The following is a 20,830-nucleotide window of genomic DNA, read 5'->3' on the forward strand; positions in this document are numbered from 1 at the left end:
TCTCAATCCGTTGGATCTGTAACATCCGCGAGCATTGAAATCGTGCTCGAGACTTCCCGAGCCCATGAGGATCGTCGTTTGATTTGCTTCAAGAGCTACTGAGTCCACCAAATTGTCGGATCGCTTCATACATGACTGTGTTGGCGGTGCTTGCCAGATTCAGGCTGCGAACCTGTTCGAACATCGGAAGCTTGAGGCATGATTCCGAGTTCTCGTCACGAATTTCTTCTGGAAGCCCACTCCCCTCACTTCCAAAAACAAGGACGTCACCCGGTGTGAATTCCGCCTCCCAAACCAACTTCGTCGCGAATTTCGTCAAGTACCAATATTGCTTCTCTTCACCTATTCGTTGACGCAGTTCTTCCCAGTTTTCAACGACTTCGTAGTTCAGAAACTGCCAATAGTCCATACCGGCCCGGCGTAAATATTTATCGTCCAATAGGTAACCTAAGGGCTTCACAAGCCAAAGCTTCGCACCAATGGCGACGCAACTCCTCCCAATATTCCCTGTGTTTGGTGGGATTTCAGGAGAGTGCAAAACAACATGAAGTATGGGTTCGGTCTGGTCGGTCATCGATTTTTCATGTAAGAATACAGTACTGCGATCAGCGAAGTCGTTTCCGTAGGGACCTCTTTAATGTCCATGGCACGATTGTTTCAACGAACACCAATCCGTTATTATTGAACCAGTCCGAAAATCTTTGGAATAGCTGTTTTTCTCAACGTTTGAGTGAGGACTTTCAAGTTTCAGGATCGGTACTGGAGTAAATCTATAATTCGTTTCGTCATTCAGTCTTGCATAGATGAAATAGCCGACATAGGAAAAACGCTCTTCGCGAATATCGGAAACACAAAACTGTCACAGAATCGATCCAGAAATCTGGATATGATCTCTCGATGAGAAAGAAACCCGTACTTTGCAGAGGATTTGGATCGATAGTCAAAACCCCACACAAGTTTCGACACTCAATCGTCGATCTCATCACCATTCTCGCCTCAAAAACGATTAGGAATTCGACATGACTCAAAACGTTGACCGACGTGACTTTCTGAAAACTTCCGGGACTGCTGCAGCCGGAGCCTCCGCCATCACACTTCTCAACGCACGGTCTGCCAAAGCTCGATCATCCAACGAAAACATCCGCATTGGGTTTATCGGTCCGGGCGGACGTGGGTTTGGAGCTCATGTGAAGTCGCTGGCGAAGTTGAAAAACGAAGGTGCGAATATCGAACTCGTTGCCGTTGCCGAGGTCTACTCTGTACAGCGAGACAAAGTCGCAGACTACATCAAGAAGGAAAACGGAAACGAGCCGGCAAAGTACGTCGACTACCGCGACATGATCGAGAAGGAAAATCTCGATGCAGTCACCATTGCCACTCCTGATCATTGGCATCACAAACAGATTCTTGATTCGCTGGAGGCAGGGCTGGATATCTATTGTGAAAAGCCAATGACGAAGTTCGTCGAAGAGGCTCTCGAAGTTGAAAAAGCCTGGAAGAAATCTGGAAAGGTTGTGCAAGTTGGTGTTCAAGGAACGTCACAACCTGTTTGGAATCATGCTCGCGGTTTGCTCGACGAAGGAAAACTCGGAAAAGTGATGATGTTCCAAACGGAATACTTCCGCAACTCCGCGATGGGGCAATGGCGATACTACGAGCTCAAGAAAGAGATGACTCCGAAAACCATTGACTGGCAACGATGGCTGGGGGTTGAAGAAGGCTTATCCGAAGATCGTCCGTTCGATCGTGAAGTGTATCGCCAATGGCGTCGTTTCTGGCCGTACGGTTCAGGAATGTACACCGACCTGTTCGTGCACCGTGTCACGATGATGCTCAAGGCAACCGGTTTGAGATACCCCGGACGAGTCGTCGGAGCTGGCGGTTTGTATCTGGAATACGATGGTCGCGATGTTCCCGATGTGGCGACCGTCGCTGCCGATTTCCCGGAAGGTGTGCATGGACTGGTCTCCTCGACGATGTGCAACCAGGAGTCCCGAATTGAACAGTGTATTCGCGGCCACTTCGGGTCGTTCATTTTCAAAGGGGACAAAATTCAATACATCCCTGAGCGTCCCCAAGTGACCCGGAACAGCAAGCTGAAAGAAGAAGAGATTCAAACCGAGCCAATCGGTGATCAAACCTATGAGCACTTCAAAAACTGGGTGGCTGCGATGAACGCTGGCGATCCAATGATGTGTAACAACCCGCCAGATTTGGGAGCCGCCGCCGTGACAACAGTGCTGCTGGGAGCACAAAGTTACCGCACCGGAGTCTGTTACTACTTCGATCCGAAGACCGGACCTGTGAATGCATATGAAGCTCACAAGAAGGGAGAGTCCTGGTCGGCTCAATGGGAAAAGATCTCTGAGAATCGTGGCGAGCCAAAACATATCCCGGGATGGAAAGCTGGCGAATATGGCAGCAAACTTGAAGAGCCAGCCTACATGAAACTCGCTGGCCCCTGGAAGGATGGGAATCCTCCTTCGTGAGTGATGGAACTGAGAAGTTCTCACATCACATGGGAAACATCTCGATATTTCTACTGTTTAGAACCAGTCCGAAAACCTCTGGAATAGCCGCTTTTCTCAACGTTTGAGAGAGCAATTTCAAGTTCCAGGATCAGTTCTAAAAAGATTTCAGAGTTGCTGATCTCTGTTCAAGAGCATCTCTCGAATTAGTTTGCAGGTTCTGCCCCGTGGCGAACAGCATTTTACTGTAGAAATGCGTTTTTCACGGGCATACGGTAGAGCAAACTACTCTAACATGACCGCCCGTTCCTGAGTGATACCTCAGGAGCGGGCTTTTTGCATGAGGTTCAACCACATTGAACATTCAGCAAACGTGTAGCGTTAAATCTTGTGGTCTCGCGGAACGAACAGTTCTCCAACGTTGGTCTCGACGTTAATTTCGGTTGGCGTATATCCCGCTGGGTCTCCGTCGATTTGAATGGGGATTGGCTCGTCCGATTCAATTCGGATTCGTTTTCCTCGAAGTTGAACAACATCCTTCGCACGCTCGTGCCATCGATAATAGATCAATCCCAGGTAGCGGAACATATGCAGAATGGACCCTCGCTGCATGACACGGACATCGAGTACGCCGTCGTCTGCCCGTGCATTGGAAGCAACCTTTAAGCCCAGTGCGTAAGAAGGAAGATTGGCGATGACGACCATTCGCCCAATCGTTGGAGTCGGGGAATCATCAATGAAGACACGGATTTCCGGGTAGTCGTACGTTGAGAGACATTCTGCGATCGGCTTCAAGTACGTCCAGCGGCTGATGTGTCCTTTTCGCACAGCATGTACGGAGTGAATGACAGAAGCGTCAAATCCGACACTCGCCATCACCATAAATCGCTGACTCGCCAAACGGCCGACGTCAAAGCGAACAGTTCGCCCATCTGCCACGACGCGGGCAACTACCTTCCCGTCTCGCGGCATCCCTAAGTACTTCGCACACAGGTTTTCAGTCCCGAGTGGAAGAATTGCGACTGGAATTCCGGGGTGACGATTCATCACATCTAAGAGAGTCCCGTCCCCCCCTGCTGCCACAATCCCATGTAGCGACTTCCTTCTAGTTGGGTGATTGACAGCCTCGTCGAGTTCTTCACGTTTCGAATAGAGTCTGGGACGAATCTTCAGCTTTCGAAATTCTGCGATCAACTCGCGAAGCGGCTTCGATTGCAGGCCAGCGCCCGATCGAGGATTACGCTGAATAGCCACCCAGGGAGGATCGTTTTCCAGGTTGTTTTCTCCAGTAGCGTTCATCCGTCAACTTCAATTCCAGCGACGACATCAATCCAAACCAATTGTTGTATTGACCTATCAGGCGTGCTGCAGCCAATTTGACCACGATCATTCTATGCGTCACACACAGTTTTCCAAAAAATCAGAGAAGCTCTTCCGTCGTATCGAGATAATACGCAATCACAACCGATCCTGAAACTTTCTGGGGGCAATCATCGGTGGTATGACGTTTGTCCCTGCAAAAAAAGAGGAGAATTGGTCTCACGAGATCGAGGGAGAGGCTCAGAAGAGATACTGCTTACTGAATTGGAAGGGACTTTATTTGGCGCGACTGTGGCAAATTCACCAGCAGTAATGCCGATCTGAGTGACCAGCGGATGAAAACGGTCATTCTAGTTGACTACTTTCCCCTTCGGAATTACTTCTTGTTTTTTGCAGGCAGATTCTCTTTTGTCTGCTGAATCACCGTTGGGATGTCCGTGCAGGCAACATCCAAGCCCAACCCGATCGCCAGGTAATAATCTTCCACTTTGTGACCAGGCCAGCCGTTGACCTTGTAGCCCAGTTTTTGAGCTTTTTGTACCAACTCTCGCGACGTCCCAGAAATATGACAAGCGATGTGCGTTGCTTGTAGTCGCTTTGCACGCTCGATGAAGTCCAGTGACAACGGTTTGCCGGCTATGATCGCAATCGGCCAGTCCTCATCGAGCTTGCGCATTGCCACCAACGGTCGTTCGTCGAATGACGTGAACAGGTAGTCTGAATCAGCTGGCTTGTACTTCTTAGCGAGCGCGTAAAGTTTGTCGCAATACTCAGCAATTCGAGTGTCGGGGTACAGCTTCTTATTACTGGTCTTCATCTCCAGCTCAAGATACACCCCCGGTTTGTCCTGGAAGTACTTCAGAAAATCCTCGAGCAACAAAAAATCCTGGCCCTTCTTCGTCTGCACTTTCTTCAACTCGTCCGCTAACTTTTCTTCGACTGGACCGCTGGATTTATGAGTCCGGTCCAGAGTGTCGTCATGCAACAGGACTAACACCCCATCTTTGGTCATTCGGATGTCCGTCTCGAAGCCGCGAATCCCTCGCTTGTAGCAAGCTTCGAATCCCTCCATGGTATTCTCTTCGAATTCATGTGCGCCGCCACGATGTGCAAGAATCAGTGGCGTCTGATCCGATTCTTCGGCGAAACAATTTACACACAACGCCAGCCCGGCTAATACTGGACACAGTACAACGAAACGTAACATGAGCATTCCACAATCTTAGGGATACAAAATTTATGTACAGAGCCGAACTAGCACAGCGGTCCCTTTGAAATTTAGAGCATTTTCAATGCGTGTCGTTCTCATGAAAGTCACTTTCTGACTTCATTGACTGTTCGCCACGGGGCAGAACGTAAAGACTAATATTAGAACTGATCCTGAAACCTGAAATTGCTCTGTCAAACGTTGAGGAAAGTGGTCATTTCAGCGGTTTTCGGACTTGTTCTAAATTTTCTCTAAGGTGACACTGTGTTTGCAATTGCAGTCTTGATTGCACTAGGCGTCGAATAATGCTGCGATTGGTTGTCCTTGGTCGGTGACGGGGACTGGTCGGTCGCCAGCGTACAGGTATTTGTGGTAGTCAACTCCCAGACAAGCACAGATGGTGGCGAAGAAGTCTGGTACAGAGACTGGGTTGTCGACAATCTTCTTGGAGAGATGATCTGTTTCGCCCCATGCTCCTCGATGCGAAAGTCCTCCGCCGGCGAGCACACAACTAAATGCAGATCCCTGATGACCTCGACCGCCGCCGCTATCAAACTCTGGCGGGCGTCCGAATTCGCTGGTGATCACGATCAGCGTTTTGTCGAGCAACCGCTTCTCTTCAAGGTCCGTGATTAGTGTGGAAAAGGCGGTGTCCATTTCCTGGATCAGTTTATGTTGATTGACGATCCCGCTGTTATGGACATCCCAACCAGCACCGTTGAGGAAATTCAAATTATGGCTCACTTCGATAAACCGAACACCACGTTCGATCAGTCGTCGACTCAACAGGCAGCGTTGACCAAACTCTCCCCCATAGCGATTGCGTAGGTCAGCCGGTTCTCTGTCGAGTTGAAAGACTCGACTAAATTCGGGGCCGCTTAATTTTAGGCTTTGCTCAATCGCCGCTTCATAGTCCTCGATTTGTGAGATTTTCGTTGGCTCAGAACTATTTTTCAGTGACGCCAGAAACGCTTCGCGACGACTTTGGCGTTGATCCGTAATTCCATCGGGACGCGATAATCCGGCAGGGCCACGACCAGTTTCAGTGAGGTACAGATACCCATACTTCGCCCCCAAAAATCCGGGGCCACGAGTCACATTAGGATACCCAATTAAAACATACGGCGGGGCACTGTCATTTACAGGTCCGCGTTCGTGAACGATCAACGATCCAATTGATGGATAAGTCACCGTCCCGCTGATGGCTCGGCCGGTGTGCATACGATTTGTTGCTGCAGCGTGTTCGTCAATCACATCATGATTCACGGTGCGAACTGCGGTCACGCGGTCCATGACTTTTGCCGTTTTCGACAGGTGTTCGCAAACCTGCACTCCCTTTACTGCGGTATCAATTGAGTCGTAATAGGCCCCAGCTTTTTTGGCCTTGGGATCACCTTTGGCTTTGGGGTCAAAGGTGTCGATCTGTCCCATGCCACCACCCAGCCAGATGGAGATGACATGCTCTGCTTTTCCTTTTAATAGCTGATCCGATGCAAATGCCTCTGCTGGGTTTGCAAGGCTCATCGCCCCTGCTGCTGCGATCCCGCTTCCCAAGAACTGTCGTCGTGTTGGGTAAATCATAAGTGAACCTCAGTTTTCTTTTATGTTTGATTGATTCTGAGTAGTTCTGACTCAGTCACTATTGTCCAAAAAATGCTCAGCTTGTTTTGTTATGGAATCCAAACAAATTCTCGATCATTAACCAGGCTCCAGATTGCATCTTCATAGACTTCTCGCCACTCCGTTTGGAGTCGCGGATCAACTGGCGGACCGATTTGCACACGTCGTTGCCATTCTTTTTGAATCTCGTTTGCTTCAGGAACCAGATGGTTTGACCATGTGGAGACTGGCAACGGCGAGAGTGCTTGTGGTTGTTTGACTTGATCTGCTGGCAAGATCCGATCTTCGAATCCTGTCGCGAGTGGCGGAATGAACGCTGCTTTCTCTTGTTCATTGGGAGTGCGAGACAGGAATCGCAAAAACAGCGAATCAACCAAAGCTTCGGGAGACTCCGCATCTATTGCGAGTTGTGCAAGTTCCGATTGGTTCGATGCTCGGGTCAACGACATGGTTAAAGTTCCGTTCGCAAGAATTCCCGGTTGAAGAAGATTTGCGTCGGTCTCACGTTCAGAGATCGGTTGCTGTCGAGTCCCTGTCCAGCCAAATGCTTCGAGAACATCAACAATCGGCTGCGCACGTGGCAAGGAGAGACTTGGTCGGTCTCGTTCGTTGTTCAAACCCGCAAACATCCACGCCCGACTGGGTGAGCCCAGTGTGAGACGGTGATTCATTGGTTCCGCCCCGTCATGAACAAAGGTTAACTCCCCGGTTTCCATCTGGCTGCCAGTCGCGGTGAACAATGAATCCACAACTTGCTCGGCACTCAACCTTCTCGGATCGGGAGCATTAAAGAAACGTTGCTCAGCAGCAGCTTGTTCGTTCTGTCCAATCGCTTTTCGTTGATACAGTTGCGAGGTCATGATCTGTTTGATGACGTGTCGCGTATCATAATCATGCAGGACTAACTGGTCAGCCAGCCATTTCAATAGCTCTGGATGGCTGACAGTTCTGCCTTCCCAATCGTTGACAGGTTGAACGATTCCGGCGCCCAGCAATCGATTCCAAAGATGGTTGGCGATGACTTGAGAAAAACGGTGATTTTGTGCAGTGGTGATCAACGCTGCCAACCGCTCTCGGGAGTCAGTCGGGCTCTGCACGAGCGCATCGATGTGCGGTCCATCCTCAACTCCAGTAAACGAGGCGAACGGCCATTTCGGTTGAACCTGGACGCCTGGTTTCAATGTCACCTGAATTAACGATTCGCGGCCAATGCCTTCAAAAAACGCATCGGGAACACGACTGGTTTTGGGAGGAGTCAACTGCTTGCGATTCAGCATCGCAGCCACTGAGTAGAGGTCTTCCTGTGAAGTGCTGTGATATGGGGAATCGTGACAGCGGGCACACTGCAACTCAATCCCAAGAAACGCGGAGGCCAGAATGTGCCCTTTCGCAGCCATGGGAGAATCATTTTCACCTGCCATTCCGAATCCAGCGCTTCCCCCCTCGTGTGGGCTTCCACGCATTAAAATCAATTCTGTCACCATACGATCAAGGGCTTTCCCATCTCGCAGTGACTCATACAAGAACCAGCGAAACGGTCCTGTTGAATTGAGCGATTGATTCAGCAGTGTTGGGTTTTCAGCCAGGAGGTCCATCCAAAAACTGACCCAATGGTCTGCGTATCGCTCATCACTCAATAGTTGTTCGATCAGCTGATTTCGCTTTTGTGGATTGTTGTTCGTTAAGAACTCGCGAGCTTCTTCCTCTGTTGGACCAACCCCAACGGTATCTAAATATGCGCGACGCATGAACGCTGCATCATCGATCACGGGAGCAAGTGCGACAGATTCAGAGTCAATCGGTGCGTTGGGCCAGACAGCCCCTTCTTTCACCCATGTTTCTAATATTGTGATTTCCTCGTCGTTTAATCCTGATTTGGTAGGAGGCATATCACCGGCACGGATGCGGACGATCATCTCACTTGCGTCAGGGTTCCCCGGAACAACGGCAGCCATTTCGGAGTCGCCCATCGAAAGTGCATGTTCTCTCGAATTGAGGCGTAAGCCACCCTTCTCTTTTTCTCCGTGACACCTGAAGCATTGCTCTCGTAAGATTGGCAGCACCTTGTTGTGAAAGTGCTGAGTCGTTTTCTCATCAACTTCTTTCGCTTCGGTGATTGCTTTCGCAATTTTGTTCGAAACAAACTGGTCGATCGGGTGAACGTTGGCCCCTGTGGCTGCCTGCGAATCGTGCTTGACTGACTCTTTGGCTAGCTTGTGTCTTTGTGCCCAGAATGCATCCTGAGAAGCAGCAGCCTCTCGACGTTGGTTGTCTTCAAGCGAAACCAGATTCGCTTCAAACTGACGTAGCTCCTGTTCGACCTCCGCGTCTGTCAGTTTTAATGGGGATGATGAATCGGCATTGAGAACGAATAGCGGGCCGGTGCTATTGGGTTGAAGAGCAACGCAGACTTCGCCAGATTCCGTTCGATCGCCATTGCCGCCAACAAGCAATTCCAGGACGACACGTTTTTTTCGTGGACTCTGTTGTTGGCTGGCTGGAATCTCGAATTCGACAAAAGATTCTTGTTGTGGAAATGGAAGCAGTCTTGCTCCAGGTGTTAGAGGCTCGGGGACTGGCACAATCGCTTCGAGGTTTCCACCACGGCTGCGAACTGTTTTAGTACGTGTGACGAGTTTTCCATCGATCCACAACCGGCTTAAAGAACGAGCACGTACCAACACCCGATGCTGACCAGGTGGGAGTTCGACATCGCCTGCGATTCTTAATAACAGTGGCGCCTGCCATCCTGTGCGAATTCCCCATGAGTCGTACTGCATCGGGATTCGAGAAAGCAAAAACGAATCTCCCAGCCAGCGTACTGCTTCGGGGGGCGCTGTTTCGCTTTCGTATAACCAGCGACTTCCAGAAGGCATATTTTCGCAGAGCTGATAGAGAACTCGATCTTCAGGAATTGTTCCTAGATCCGGCATTACTTCAGCTGCTAGTTGTTTCACGCGTTTTTTTCCTACGCGATTGAAGCGAGACTTCAAGACATCGTCATCGAGGATGGCTCGGTGGATTGCAACGGCATCCAGCATTCCCTGAAAACGCTCGCCAATGCGGATTTCATCATCATCGACGACTGGCGGTTCTTTCGTCGCCCCACCCATGTCCCATGTCCCGTCGGTCGATTTTCCGTTGATCCACCCCCGAATTGATTCGGGCTCGCCGAAGCGGTACGAGATCGCGATGTGATGCCAGCCTGTGGCGATCGGAAAACTAAGCTTCGACGTCCAGCGATGCCAGTGGTTGCCAGTATTCGATCGTTTCGAAGCAAACAAGAAGTTGACGTGAGCTTCTCCGCCACCTCCCATGATCCGCAACGCCCAGTTTTGATTGTCTCGGGCGAATTTTGGCGAATTTGTGCGTCCTTTGCCGATCACGTAGAGAGGTTGCCCATCCCGAATCTCAGCGGGGTTCACCCACGCTTCAAGCGTGATGGCATCGCCATTTTTGAAGTCAAATTGACTGTCAGGTCCTGGATCAGGAATTGACAGATAGCTACGGGCATCGAATTTTAGAGCTGTGTTGTCGCTTGGCTGATCTGGAAATTCGGGCGGCCGCGGACCTGCCTGGTCGCGTTGCACGTTTCCATGCAGCTTCAAAGAACCTGTTTCTTCAGTACCGAAATCCCAACGGATTGTTTCAATCGGTTCAGGGTCTGCTTGCGCGTACGATAAAACACCGACCAGCAATAGCATAGCAGCGACGGATTGAGAAAAACGCTTCATGTTGCAACGATCTCCTTGTAAGCTCGACCTTCGTTTTGATCGATGCGCTCAGGACGGCCTTTGTGAGTGTAGATTAATTTTCGATGGTTGATACCCATCAAGTGCAGGATCGTGGAGTGGATGTCGTGAACATGCAAACGGTCTTCAACAGCATGCAGTCCGAGTTCGTCAGTCGTTCCATATGCTTGCCCACCTTGCACTCCACCACCCGCCATCCACATCGTAAATCCGGTGGGGTTGTGGTCACGACCGTTCCCTTTTTCACTCATCGGGGTACGACCAAATTCACCACCCCACACAACAAGCGTCTGCTCCAGCAGTCCACGCTGCTTTAAGTCTTTCAGAAGACCAGCGACCGGTAAATCCATCCCACCGCACATTCTTGTGTGGTTCGCTTCGATGTTACTGTGAGCGTCCCATTTACTCCCAGCACCATGGTAACATTGCACGAACCGAACGCCTCGTTCAACCAGTCGACGAGCCATCAACAGGTTTCGACCGTACGACGCGGTTTTGTCGTCATCCATTCCGTACATCTTCTGTGTGTCGGCCGATTCCTTTGAAAGGTCAATGGCTTCTGGTGCATGAGACTGCATCTGAAACGCCAATTCAAAGCTGCGGATGCGCGCATCCAAATCTGTGTTCTCCTGCCGCGATTCAGCATGCCGCCGATTGAGTTGTGCGAGAAAATCAAGTTCCTGACGTTGTTGTGCATTGGCGATATGCTTTGGAGGGATCAGGTTGGAGAAAGGAGGACCTGACCTTTCCATCGTTGTTCCCTGATAAATCGCAGGCATGAAACCGGCTCCCCAGTTTCGTGAACCGTTGATCACGCGTCCTTTCCCTTCCTGCATCACCACGAAAGCTGGCAGGTTTTCATTTTCTGTCCCCAACCCATAGGTGACCCAACTTCCCAGCGAGGGCCGACCGGCAAACTGAGTACCGGTATTCATTTGGCACATGCCCCCGGAATGGTTGATACCGTTGGTCCAGCATGATCGAATGACCGCCAGTTCATCAGCCATCTTGGCGGTGTGTGGCAACCAGTCAGAAATCCATAAGCCTCCTTCGCCGTGCTGCTTCCATTTTCGTTTTGTCGGCATGATTGGAGAATCGAACTCTCCCATCGCTGTAATGACACGACCGAAACTTTCGGGAATCGGCTTGCCTGCTAACTTTTCGAGAGCAGGTTTTGGATCGAAAGTATCGAGGTGACTTGGGCCACCATCCATGAATAGGAAGATAACACTCTTCGCCTTGCCTGCATGATGTTTGAGTTTTGCTGACAGCGGCGAAGGCGCAGCAGACTCACTCGCTGTTGCCTGTTTATCTGGCAGCAGTCCCGCGAGTGCTAACGCACCAAAACCGCCACCGCTGTGTAACAGCATCTCGCGTCGTGTAAGGGCGTTTCCCTTTTTGTTTTCAGTCAACATAAATCACCTCATTGGAACATAAGATTGCATGAAGCAGTGCGATACGTGCACGCATCTCGGGTGAAGCATTCGTGTTTTCAGTCTCTGCAACGAAGGCATGTCGCCCATGCCCTGATGCATCCTGACCTAGCTTATCTTCACTTGCGAATTGAACATCAAACAGTAGTCGTGAATGATCACGGTCACTTGAAAATAACTCTTCCTCGCTCAGCGCCCCCTGGTGCAATTTGACACTTTGAACGAGTCCATCCCACAGATGGGCATTTGCTCGCCCACCAATTTGTATCGGCTGCTTTGACTGGATATTCCAGCGAGCCTTGTGGGGAACGTTGGCCACTTGCAGTTTCGCATCTGGCTTGGACAGATCTTTTAAGTAGAAAGTGATTCCCGTGTCTGACGCATCATCCAGATCAATAGAGACTGCGATGTAATACGGTTTATTCAGCTCCACTCGAAGATTGGATGGGATGACTTCGTACTCTGGTTTACTTTGCTCATCACTTTGTGAACCAACAAACTGCAGGATCAGATTTCGAGGCTTGTACGAACTCTTGGTGGACGTAACGCCCAAAGACCATCCACGCTCTGAGTTCTTATTTGTCCAAGAGTTGACGATCGTGCGCACATTGGCATTGGGATACAATGAACTCAGTAGCACTGTCGCCTCGATGGTGAAGTCGCCTTTGTTTTTAGGGTCTCGCAATTCCGGAATCGGATCAATTTTAATCGAGGTCGGTTTCGCGGGATTCAGGATGATCGCAGGGCGACCATCCGGCAGTGACTTGAATCGCTTGGGCAGTTTGATCTCTTCCGCGTTTGATGCATAGAGCTCGACGAATTTCGCAGCTTGGTCGATTTCTTCTCGACTGGCATTACGGAAGTATAGCCGGTCATAGGCTGTCTCAACGAGTGAATCAATTTCCAGTGAAGCGACATTTGTCGCCATGTTTTTTGCACGATCGTGCAACCACGGATTATTCATCATTAAGAGTGATTGCGGTGAGGTCGTTGTTCGATGCCGCTTCCCTTGGCTTTCTACTCGATCTGGGAAATCGAAGGCAGCTAACAACGGGTCGAGCGAGTTCCGTTTCACTGGCTTGTAAATCGCACGCTTCTGCTGTCCCATTTCACCACTTGCAGCGACGATGCAATCATGAATCTCTTCCCCCGACAAACGACGCGAATTCATTTTCCATAACAATTCGTTCTGAGGATCAAGAGAAGCCAAATGCTCATCCATCTTACGTGAGGTGGACTGGCGATAAGTGGCTGATGTGAGAATTAAACGATGCAGTTTTTTCAGGCTCCAACCATCTGCCATGAAACGTTGAGCAAGCCAGTCAAGCAGTTCCGGGTGTGAAGGTGGTGTTCCGAGATGACCAAAGTCGCTCGTCGTTGCGACAAGTCCCCTGCCGAAGTGCTGTTGCCAGACTCGGTTGACGATGACTCGCGAAGTGAGAGGGTTGTCTTGGCTGACAATCCACTTCGCTAAAGCGGTCCGACGTCCCGTTGATTGCAACGCCTCGGGTGGGGGAATGATTGTTGCCGGTTCTTCGCTCAGGATGACAGGGAAAGCAGGGTCGATCGGTTCTTGGTCCGTCAAGCCTGGAATGAATGTCGGCGGTGCGACTGGCCCGACATCAGTGGCAACAAACTTCAGCTTCGGAAGTGGTTCCGGCTTCAGGTGATCGAACTCTGCCAGCTTTGCCAACAATTGTTGACGTTCCGCCTCCTCAGCTTCACTCAACCATTCGGGCAATTTTTCAGGCAGGACATCAAACTGTTTCGAGGCCAATATCGCGATCTGTTTCTCATAAGGACTCAATTCATGACGGCGGCTTTTGATCATCGCCTGAATTTCTTTTGTGAACCGATGGACGCCTTCTCGTGTTGCATGAGCGAGGAGTTCCGGAGTTTCGATTTCGTGCAATCGCTTGCGGATATCTTCTGTGGCTGCTTCCCAGATACGTTGTTGTTCAAGATGTCTGGTGCGTGTTTCTACGTCTGCGATCGGTTGATTCTCTTCCGGTTTTAAAGGAGTAAAGAAAGCTCGCATGGCGTAATAGTCGCGTTGAAGCAACGGGTCAAATTTATGATCGTGGCAACGGGCACACTTCATTCCCTGAGCAAGAAACAGGTCCGCCGTTGTCTCAGTAATGTCGCTGATAATTTGCGCCCACTGACCTTCGACATCGCGCTGGTTGTGTTCGTAGATCCAGTGTCGTAAATACATTGTTGCGATGAGAGCATCTCGATTTCCGGGATCAATTTCATCTCCGGCAAGTTGCTCCATCACAAATTTGTCATAGGGTTTATCTTCATTAAAAGACCGAATGACATAGTCACGGTATCGATAGGCTTCGGGGCGACGGTGGTCTGCGTTATATCCGTCGGAGTCGGCATATCGAACCAAATCGAGCCAGAACCGAGCCTGATTCTCGCCATAAGCAGAAGTCGTCAGCAGGTTGTCGATGAGTGCCTCGTACCAATCCGATTCATTCTCGATCAGTTGACGAGTTGACTCATCGGGCGGCAAACCGGTAACTGCAAAGTGAACACGCCGCGCGAGTTTCTCTGCATTCGCTGCCTGACTGGGAGCGACACCTTCTCGAGCGAGTCGCTCAAATATGAAATGATCAATCTCATTACGACACCAGCCATTGTCATCGACTTCAGGAACCGCGGGTTGACTGATTGGCTGATAGCACCACCAGGCGCGATCTTCTTCGGTGATCTTCGGAGTCGGCTTCAGTACAAGCCCCTGGGGCCACTCAGCACCAGCTTGAATCCAACTCGCAATTCCGTCGATAACTTTCGGCTCTAACTGACCGCTCGGAGGCATCTCGTATGATTCGTAACGCAATGCCTCGATGAGCAAACTCTCGTCAGGCTTGCCAGCCACGATCGCTGACCCTGAGTCACCTCCTCGAAGCAACTCCTCGATTGTGGTCAGCCGAAGTCCACCTTCTTGTTTCGTCTCACCGTGACACTTGATGCAATGCGTGACGAGTAACGGGCGAACATGGTTCTCGAACAAGTCTCGAGTGTGTGCCGTATTCTGATTCACCTGCTGAGCCGGTTCTTGATCCTGTTCCTGAGCAACCAGCGAAAGTGGGATGAGGCTGCTCAGGCATGACGCAACGATGGCTACGCGATGAACCTTCAACAATTTCCAACTGTTGGAAAGTGTTGCATCGAGCAAGCGAAACGAGTCTGATAACAATCTTATCATTTTTTTATTTCCGGTAATCCACCAATGAAGACTGGATCAACATGGTGTGCGTCGTCGAGAGCATCTTGAATAAAGAATCCTGACACCGCTTCCCCTTCGGCGTATCCCATGTCGGAGAGATCAATCCCTACTGCCAGCCCGCGAAATTTGATCGCCTGCTGATGTGTCTTCGTTTCAAGCGAGTTCAGTTTCTCCAGAGAGTCTGTCTTTTCTTCAAAAAAATGAACGTGAAAATTTGTCAGGTAGAGTGATTCGGGAGACTCCATTGTCAGGTCATACTTCTGAATCGTGTGCGAACGGAGCCCTTCTCGAAACACGATCGGGCTGACATGAAATGCATCCCCATCAGGAGGATTCGCGAAGGTTTGCAAATCAAACAGCACCACATCCGCGCCAGGTCCATTGATGACAGGACTGTCAAACCGAATCGCCATGCCAGGAGTTTTGTCGTCACCATCCAAAACGGGTGATTCCGTTAATGGTTCACGACTCCCCGCAGGATTGATGATGCCTGTCACAAGATTGTGGTCAATCGAAATCGAGCTTCGTGGATTTGGAAATGTTTCAGGACCGCACAGAAAGGCTCCGCTTCCAGGTGCGTAAAACGAGCTGACCTGAGCAGGGATGAGTTCGTCCGCCAAAACCTCAATGATTCGACCACCTCGCTGAATGGTAACACTGACAAGGTTTTCCGCGCCTCCATCAGCAGCTACAGTCGCTTTGTACGAAACCACTCGATCTGGCAGCGAGTGGCGATAGCTGGTCGGGTCAAACGGAAGCGTATTCTTTGAGGAAGCACCAGTTGCTGCGAATCGTTTAGCTTCACCGATCGCTAATCGAGTTTCAGAAGAACGATCTTGATCAACCTTGCCGTTTTGATCGACATCATAGACATCGGCAGCCCCTTCGAGGACCTGGACATCAGTTTCAGTCGACTCCGAAACATTGACTGCAAAACGGGTCCCGCGATCCACGATGCGAGTATTCGGGGTGTCGATGCGAAACCCTTCAGCCCCTGGCGGCGCGTGAACTGAACAGCGACCGACATCAAGCGCCAGGCTCTCATCAGATGAAATGCGAAAAACCGCCGGTCCTTCCATGATGACCGAAGCCCCTGCTGGGAATTCGACTTCAATCATCCCGCTCATTAACACATATTCACGTTGCGGAGCGAGCAGAGAGCCGATGGGAGGAGCAAGTTCACCAAAGAACTTTGGGTGGGAACTACTCGCCATTCGGACTTCTGGTAGAGCTTCCTCCAAGGCAATCATTTGATGGGTGTCGTTATCGTCAAACCTTTGGGAAAGAACTGAAACGATCACCAGGCTGAGTGCAATGCATCCCAAAAGAACTGGAGCGATCTGTCGGAGGCCAAGCTTACGAGTTGACGACCGCTGTTGATCGTCGGTGACCGATTTTGAATTCAATAACTCCGACATCACACGCTTGGAGAAATCGCTGTCGTTTTTGGGTAACAGGGCAAGTGTTTCGTTAACAAATGCTTCTTGCGAATCGAATTTTTCCGCGGCAATCAACCCGAGAAGTCGGTGTGTCTGGAACAGATCGGCTGCTTGATGCACAAGCGATTCATCTGCGGTCAGAAGTTCTTGCAATTCTTTGAGGTCGACCTCTTCAAGTTCTCCTTCGAGGTAGTCCGTCCAGAGTTCAGCAAAACGTTCTTGAGTACTCACGAGGCACCTCCTTCGCTCGCTGTCATGCGACTCTTTACACACTGGTGAAGAAGTTGTCTGGCCTTCCAAAGTTGTTTTTTCACGGCAGGTACGGAACGACCACTGCGGGTCGCCATTTCATCCAACGAGATTTCCTCGTCATATCTCCAGGAAACAAATCGACGAAGACGCTCGTCCAAAGCCTCCAGGCAACCCTGCAAATATTCCAGACGCAGTTTCCATGCTTCAGATGAACTGTCGCTTCGTCGAGCAAGTTCTCGTTGTAGTAAATCAGGCCCGTATCGCGTGTGGTAATCAGCAATTCGCCGAAGTCGAGTCGTTTCTGTTCGTAATTGAAACTTTGCGATGGTAAACAGCCAAGCTTCGAAGTTTGTGCCTAATTCGAATTCATGAAATCGCGTAAATGCCGCGACAAAGCTACGTTGCGCAATATCGTCGACATCCACTCCCGGTGGGGTATGGACTGCCAGCCAGGTCCGTAACGACCGCTCATGCCGGCGCACAATCACAGCGAACGCCGCAGTATCGCCGCGAGAAACTCGCTCTAACGCTGCGTCGACTTGTGCATCATCGGGTATTCGATTTGAAGCCATATATCTTATCATGGCAGAAGTCAGCGATAAGTTACCCCCAATATCAAATGAATTTAATCAGAATTCGGTTTATGTGTTGCCAGAGATGGTTTAGAACCAGTCCGAAAACCTCTGGAACAGCCGCTTTTCTTTACATTTGAGAGAGCAATTTTGACTTTCAGGATCAGTTCTACAGCATCTATCCAATAGGTTTGCAGGATCTGCCTCGTGGCGAACAGCATTTTAACTAGAGAAATGCGTTCTTCACGGGCACACGGTAAAGCAAACTGCTCTTGTTAGCATTTTCACTGGGGAGAAGATCGTTTTTTGAGGGCTGGGGTGATTGTTGGGGAGGCTCACCCCCGCAGAATTCTAATGCAGCGTGCCACTTCCGTGACAGGTGAGGTTCCGCCTTCGGCTCTAACAATCCCTGCATTCCATCAGCACACAGCTGAAATACTGACCAAACCCGAACGAACTCCCATAAGAATGACTCAAACTATTGGGGGCATATCACCTCGACCAGCCTTCAGCCAGTGCCCGCCTCTGGGAATTGAACTTTTAACTGAAAGAAGTGAGAATGCTTACGGAACCGTTTTCGGTTTCATGCCACCTGTAGTCCCTTGGTTTTCTATGCGCACTCCAACAATTGAACAAGTGGCGGAGTACGAGTTCTTGAATAGCGCAGCACGCGCATTGATTGGTGTAAAGAGACCATGTATCCCGCATTCAAAAAAAGAACACGGCTTGCTAACACGCAGGTCGGTTTCCGCCGATCATTCCCACGTGATTTACTGCACAGAATAACGACACTGGCATTTTTGCTTGCCACTACAATTCTTCCACAACTTATTTTTCCGCCAACACTTCGAGCCGTTCAACCCCAGCGCCCAAACATTGTTTTGATCCTGACGGATGATCAGGGGTGGGGGGATTTGAGTCTGAATGGGAATACGAATCTTCAGACTCCGAATATTGATTCTCTCGCTCGGGATGGGGCGCAGTTTGATCGATTCTTCGTTTGTCCAGTTTGTTCGCCGACCCGGGCTGAGTTGCTCACCGGTCGCTATCACCCGCGATGTGGCGTTTACAGCACCTCAGCCGGTGGAGAGAGGATCAACCTGGATGAGATGACGATCGGCCAAACGTATCAAGCTGCCGGATACAAAACGGCAGCATACGGGAAATGGCACAACGGGATGCAGGCTCCCTATCATCCCAACAGTCGCGGGTTTGATGATTACTACGGGTTTTGCTCGGGGCACTGGGGGCAATACTTCGACTGGATGATGGAACACAACGGCGAACTGGTGCAGGGAAATGGATTTTGCATCGACGATTTTACAAACCACGCGATGCGGTTCATGGAAGAACATCAGAAAGAACCGTTCTTTGTTTACCTCCCTTACAACACTCCTCATTCTCCAATGCAAGTTCCCGGGGAATACTGGAATCGATTCAAAGAGAAAGAGCTTCTGTTGCGCGATGTTGACCCTGATAAAGAAAATCTTGGACACACACGGGCGGCGCTGGCGATGTGCGAAAATATCGATTGGAACGTTGGACGCATCTTGGAAAAGCTTGAATCTCTGGAACTCGCCGAGAATACGATTGTTGTCTACTTCTGCGATAACGGCCCGAATGGACGCCGCTGGAATGGAGAAATGAAAGGACGAAAAGGGTCGACTGACGAAGGAGGAGTCCGTTCTCCGTTGCTGATCCGCTGGCCGAATCACATCCCCGCCGGAAAAACAGTGACGGAAATCTCCGGGGTGATTGACTTGCTACCAACCCTTGCAGAGCTCTCAGAGATTCCAGTCGCCAGCCAGAAACCGCTCGATGGGATGAGCCTGAAAATACCACTCACTCAAGAGAATTATGCTTGGCCGGACCGGACGATTTTTTCGCAATGGCGCGGACGCGTCTCAGCGAGAACTCAGCAGTACCGACTCGATCATCAAGGCAAACTCTACGATATGCTCAATGATCCCAGCCAATCGCGAGACGTCTCAAGTGAACATCCTGAACAGGCCAGAGTGCTGCGCGAGGCTGTTTCGCGATGGAAGTCAGAAGTTTTAGCTGGCTACGACGATGACAAGCGACCATTCGTCATTGGGCACGCCGATAGCTCAAACACACAACTGCCAGCTCGCGATGGTGTTCCACATGGAAACATCAAACGGTCCAACAAGTATCCAAACGCATCTTATTTTACGAACTGGACCAGTCTGGACGACAAGATCACCTGGGAGGTGGAGCTCCCTGAAGACGGGACCTTTGATGTCGAACTCTATTATACTTGCAAGAAGGACGATATCGGCTGCACGATTCAACTCAGTGATGGTCATGCCCAACTTGAAACAATGATTCAAGATCCGCACGATCCGCCCATCGTCGGAGCTGATGAGGATCGTGTTCGGCGCGCTGAATCTTACGTGAAACAGTTTCAGCCGCACAACATGGGGCAAATCAAAATGAAGAAGGGCCGCAAGACTCTTTCGCTAAGAGCGACAAAAATTCCTGGTGATCAGGCCATCGAGTTTCGCTTGCTGATGCTCAAGCGGAGAAATTCGAACTGATTGGAGAAGCTGAATTTGCTCTCTGAAACAGCAAGGAAATCGAATGTTCCACAAGTTTCTCGCTGGAAATTATGGAGACTCCGAATCACGCACTCGTTTCCAGACAAAGACCGAAACTGGGGCTGTGTCAGCGAGGAGCATCCCATGAACCTCGAAAAATTTATCGCCATCTACGCGGTAAATGTACGACTTTTCGCGAGAATCCATTGCCCCCAGATTTTTCCCTGCCACAATTTTGCTGTCAAAAAAACGTGAAAATACGGACTGACCCAGATGTTTCAGTGTCGTAGCGAGACGTCTTTTCCTGGAGAAGTTTTCCAGAACTGTCAAAGACGCGCACCCGGGTTCTGTGCTGGTTGTGTTCTTTGACGACCCGAAACTTGCCCGCTTCAGTTTTAATTGACCGCTCCCAGACTCCTTCGATTTCTTGATCTGCTTGCGGTGTTGGACCTCCTTCATGGACGGGCGGCTTGGGAGCAGGCTCGTCTTGCGCGATCGAAGCCACTGGAAATACCAACGTGATCAAAAGCACCAAGCAGGCCGGGGCGAGTTGGGTCATCGAAGTTCACTTTCAATTCATGCAAACAAAACGAATAGAGAACTCTGTTAATCTGTTAAATTGTGAGCAAATGAAGAAACTGTTCTCTCAGAAATCATGTTTGCTCTCGCGTGTTAGAGGGCGAACATGATTTTCTAAAAGTTCATGCTAGAGCAGTTTTCTCTACCGTGTGCCCGCGAAGAACGCGTTTCTCTAGAACTGATCCTGAAACTTGAAATAGCTCTCTCAGTCATTGAGAAAAGCAGCGATTCCAGAGGTTTTTGGACTGGTTCTAATAAAAATGCTGTTCGCCACGAGGCAGATTCTGCAAACCAATTCGAAAGGTGCTTTAGACCAAATTCACGATTGGCCTGCAGTCATATCGCTGCATCCTGGATGGTCGTTGACTTCCCCCCGGGGTAACTCACCACCAAGG

At 50.2% G+C, this 20,830-nt stretch carries 12 protein-coding genes; 2 read left to right on the forward strand and 10 right to left on the reverse strand.

Annotated elements, in window-relative coordinates; genetic code table 11:
- Positions 1-88: 88 nt before the first annotated feature.
- Positions 89-574 (reverse strand): tRNA (cytidine(34)-2'-O)-methyltransferase, encoded by a 486-nt coding sequence (locus Mal48_RS08810; RefSeq protein ID WP_145198084.1) that lies wholly within the window; start codon positions 572-574, stop codon positions 89-91.
- A gap of 445 nt (positions 575-1,019) precedes the next feature.
- Between Mal48_RS08810 and Mal48_RS08815 the strand changes: the two genes are divergently transcribed.
- Positions 1,020-2,489 (forward strand): Gfo/Idh/MocA family protein, encoded by a 1,470-nt coding sequence (locus Mal48_RS08815; RefSeq protein ID WP_145198086.1) that lies wholly within the window; start codon positions 1,020-1,022, stop codon positions 2,487-2,489.
- A 360-nt stretch (positions 2,490-2,849) separates the two neighbouring features.
- On the opposite strand, the gene Mal48_RS08820 is transcribed toward Mal48_RS08815, so the two are convergent.
- From Mal48_RS08820 to Mal48_RS08855, 8 genes are all read right to left on the reverse strand, one after another.
- The gene (locus tag Mal48_RS08820) at positions 2,850-3,767 is read right to left on the reverse strand and encodes a diacylglycerol/lipid kinase family protein (protein WP_145198088.1); all 918 of its coding nucleotides are present in this window, start codon (positions 3,765-3,767) and stop codon (positions 2,850-2,852) included.
- Between the two features lie 397 nt (positions 3,768-4,164).
- Complete coding sequence (locus Mal48_RS08825; RefSeq protein ID WP_197442181.1) at positions 4,165-4,995, reverse strand: glycerophosphodiester phosphodiesterase; 831 nt, start codon at positions 4,993-4,995, stop codon at positions 4,165-4,167.
- 291 nt (positions 4,996-5,286) lie between these two features.
- Positions 5,287-6,576 (reverse strand): DUF1501 domain-containing protein, encoded by a 1,290-nt coding sequence (locus Mal48_RS08830; protein ID WP_145198092.1) that lies wholly within the window; start codon positions 6,574-6,576, stop codon positions 5,287-5,289.
- A gap of 89 nt (positions 6,577-6,665) precedes the next feature.
- Positions 6,666-10,349, reverse strand: coding sequence for a DUF1553 domain-containing protein (locus Mal48_RS08835; RefSeq protein WP_145198094.1), 3,684 nt, complete (start codon positions 10,347-10,349; stop codon positions 6,666-6,668).
- Complete coding sequence (locus tag Mal48_RS08840; protein ID WP_197442182.1) at positions 10,346-11,782, reverse strand: DUF1501 domain-containing protein; 1,437 nt, start codon at positions 11,780-11,782, stop codon at positions 10,346-10,348. Before Mal48_RS08840 ends, Mal48_RS08835 begins: the two co-directional genes overlap by 4 nt.
- On the reverse strand, positions 11,772-15,014 hold the full coding sequence (locus Mal48_RS08845) for a DUF1553 domain-containing protein (protein ID WP_145198096.1): 3,243 nt from the start codon (positions 15,012-15,014) through the stop codon (positions 11,772-11,774). Before Mal48_RS08845 ends, Mal48_RS08840 begins: the two co-directional genes overlap by 11 nt.
- Complete coding sequence (locus Mal48_RS08850) at positions 15,011-16,705, reverse strand: FecR family protein (protein WP_145198098.1); 1,695 nt, start codon at positions 16,703-16,705, stop codon at positions 15,011-15,013. The genes Mal48_RS08845 and Mal48_RS08850 overlap by 4 nt, the downstream gene beginning before the upstream one ends.
- On the reverse strand, positions 16,702-17,298 hold the full coding sequence (locus Mal48_RS08855) for a sigma-70 family RNA polymerase sigma factor (RefSeq protein ID WP_197442183.1): 597 nt from the start codon (positions 17,296-17,298) through the stop codon (positions 16,702-16,704). Before Mal48_RS08855 ends, Mal48_RS08850 begins: the two co-directional genes overlap by 4 nt.
- Positions 17,299-17,993: 695 nt before the next feature.
- Here Mal48_RS08855 and Mal48_RS08860 point away from each other — a divergent pair.
- Positions 17,994-19,856 (forward strand): arylsulfatase, encoded by a 1,863-nt coding sequence (locus Mal48_RS08860; protein ID WP_145198102.1) that lies wholly within the window; start codon positions 17,994-17,996, stop codon positions 19,854-19,856.
- A 241-nt stretch (positions 19,857-20,097) separates the two neighbouring features.
- Here Mal48_RS08860 and Mal48_RS08865 read toward each other — a convergent pair whose 3' ends face one another.
- Positions 20,098-20,415: a hypothetical protein gene (locus tag Mal48_RS08865; protein ID WP_145198104.1), complete on the reverse strand. Its 318-nt coding sequence runs from the start codon at positions 20,413-20,415 to the stop codon at positions 20,098-20,100.
- Between the last annotated feature and the right edge of the window lie 415 nt (positions 20,416-20,830).

This window comes from Thalassoglobus polymorphus (assembly GCF_007744255.1).
GTDB lineage: Bacteria > Planctomycetota > Planctomycetia > Planctomycetales > Planctomycetaceae > Thalassoglobus > Thalassoglobus polymorphus.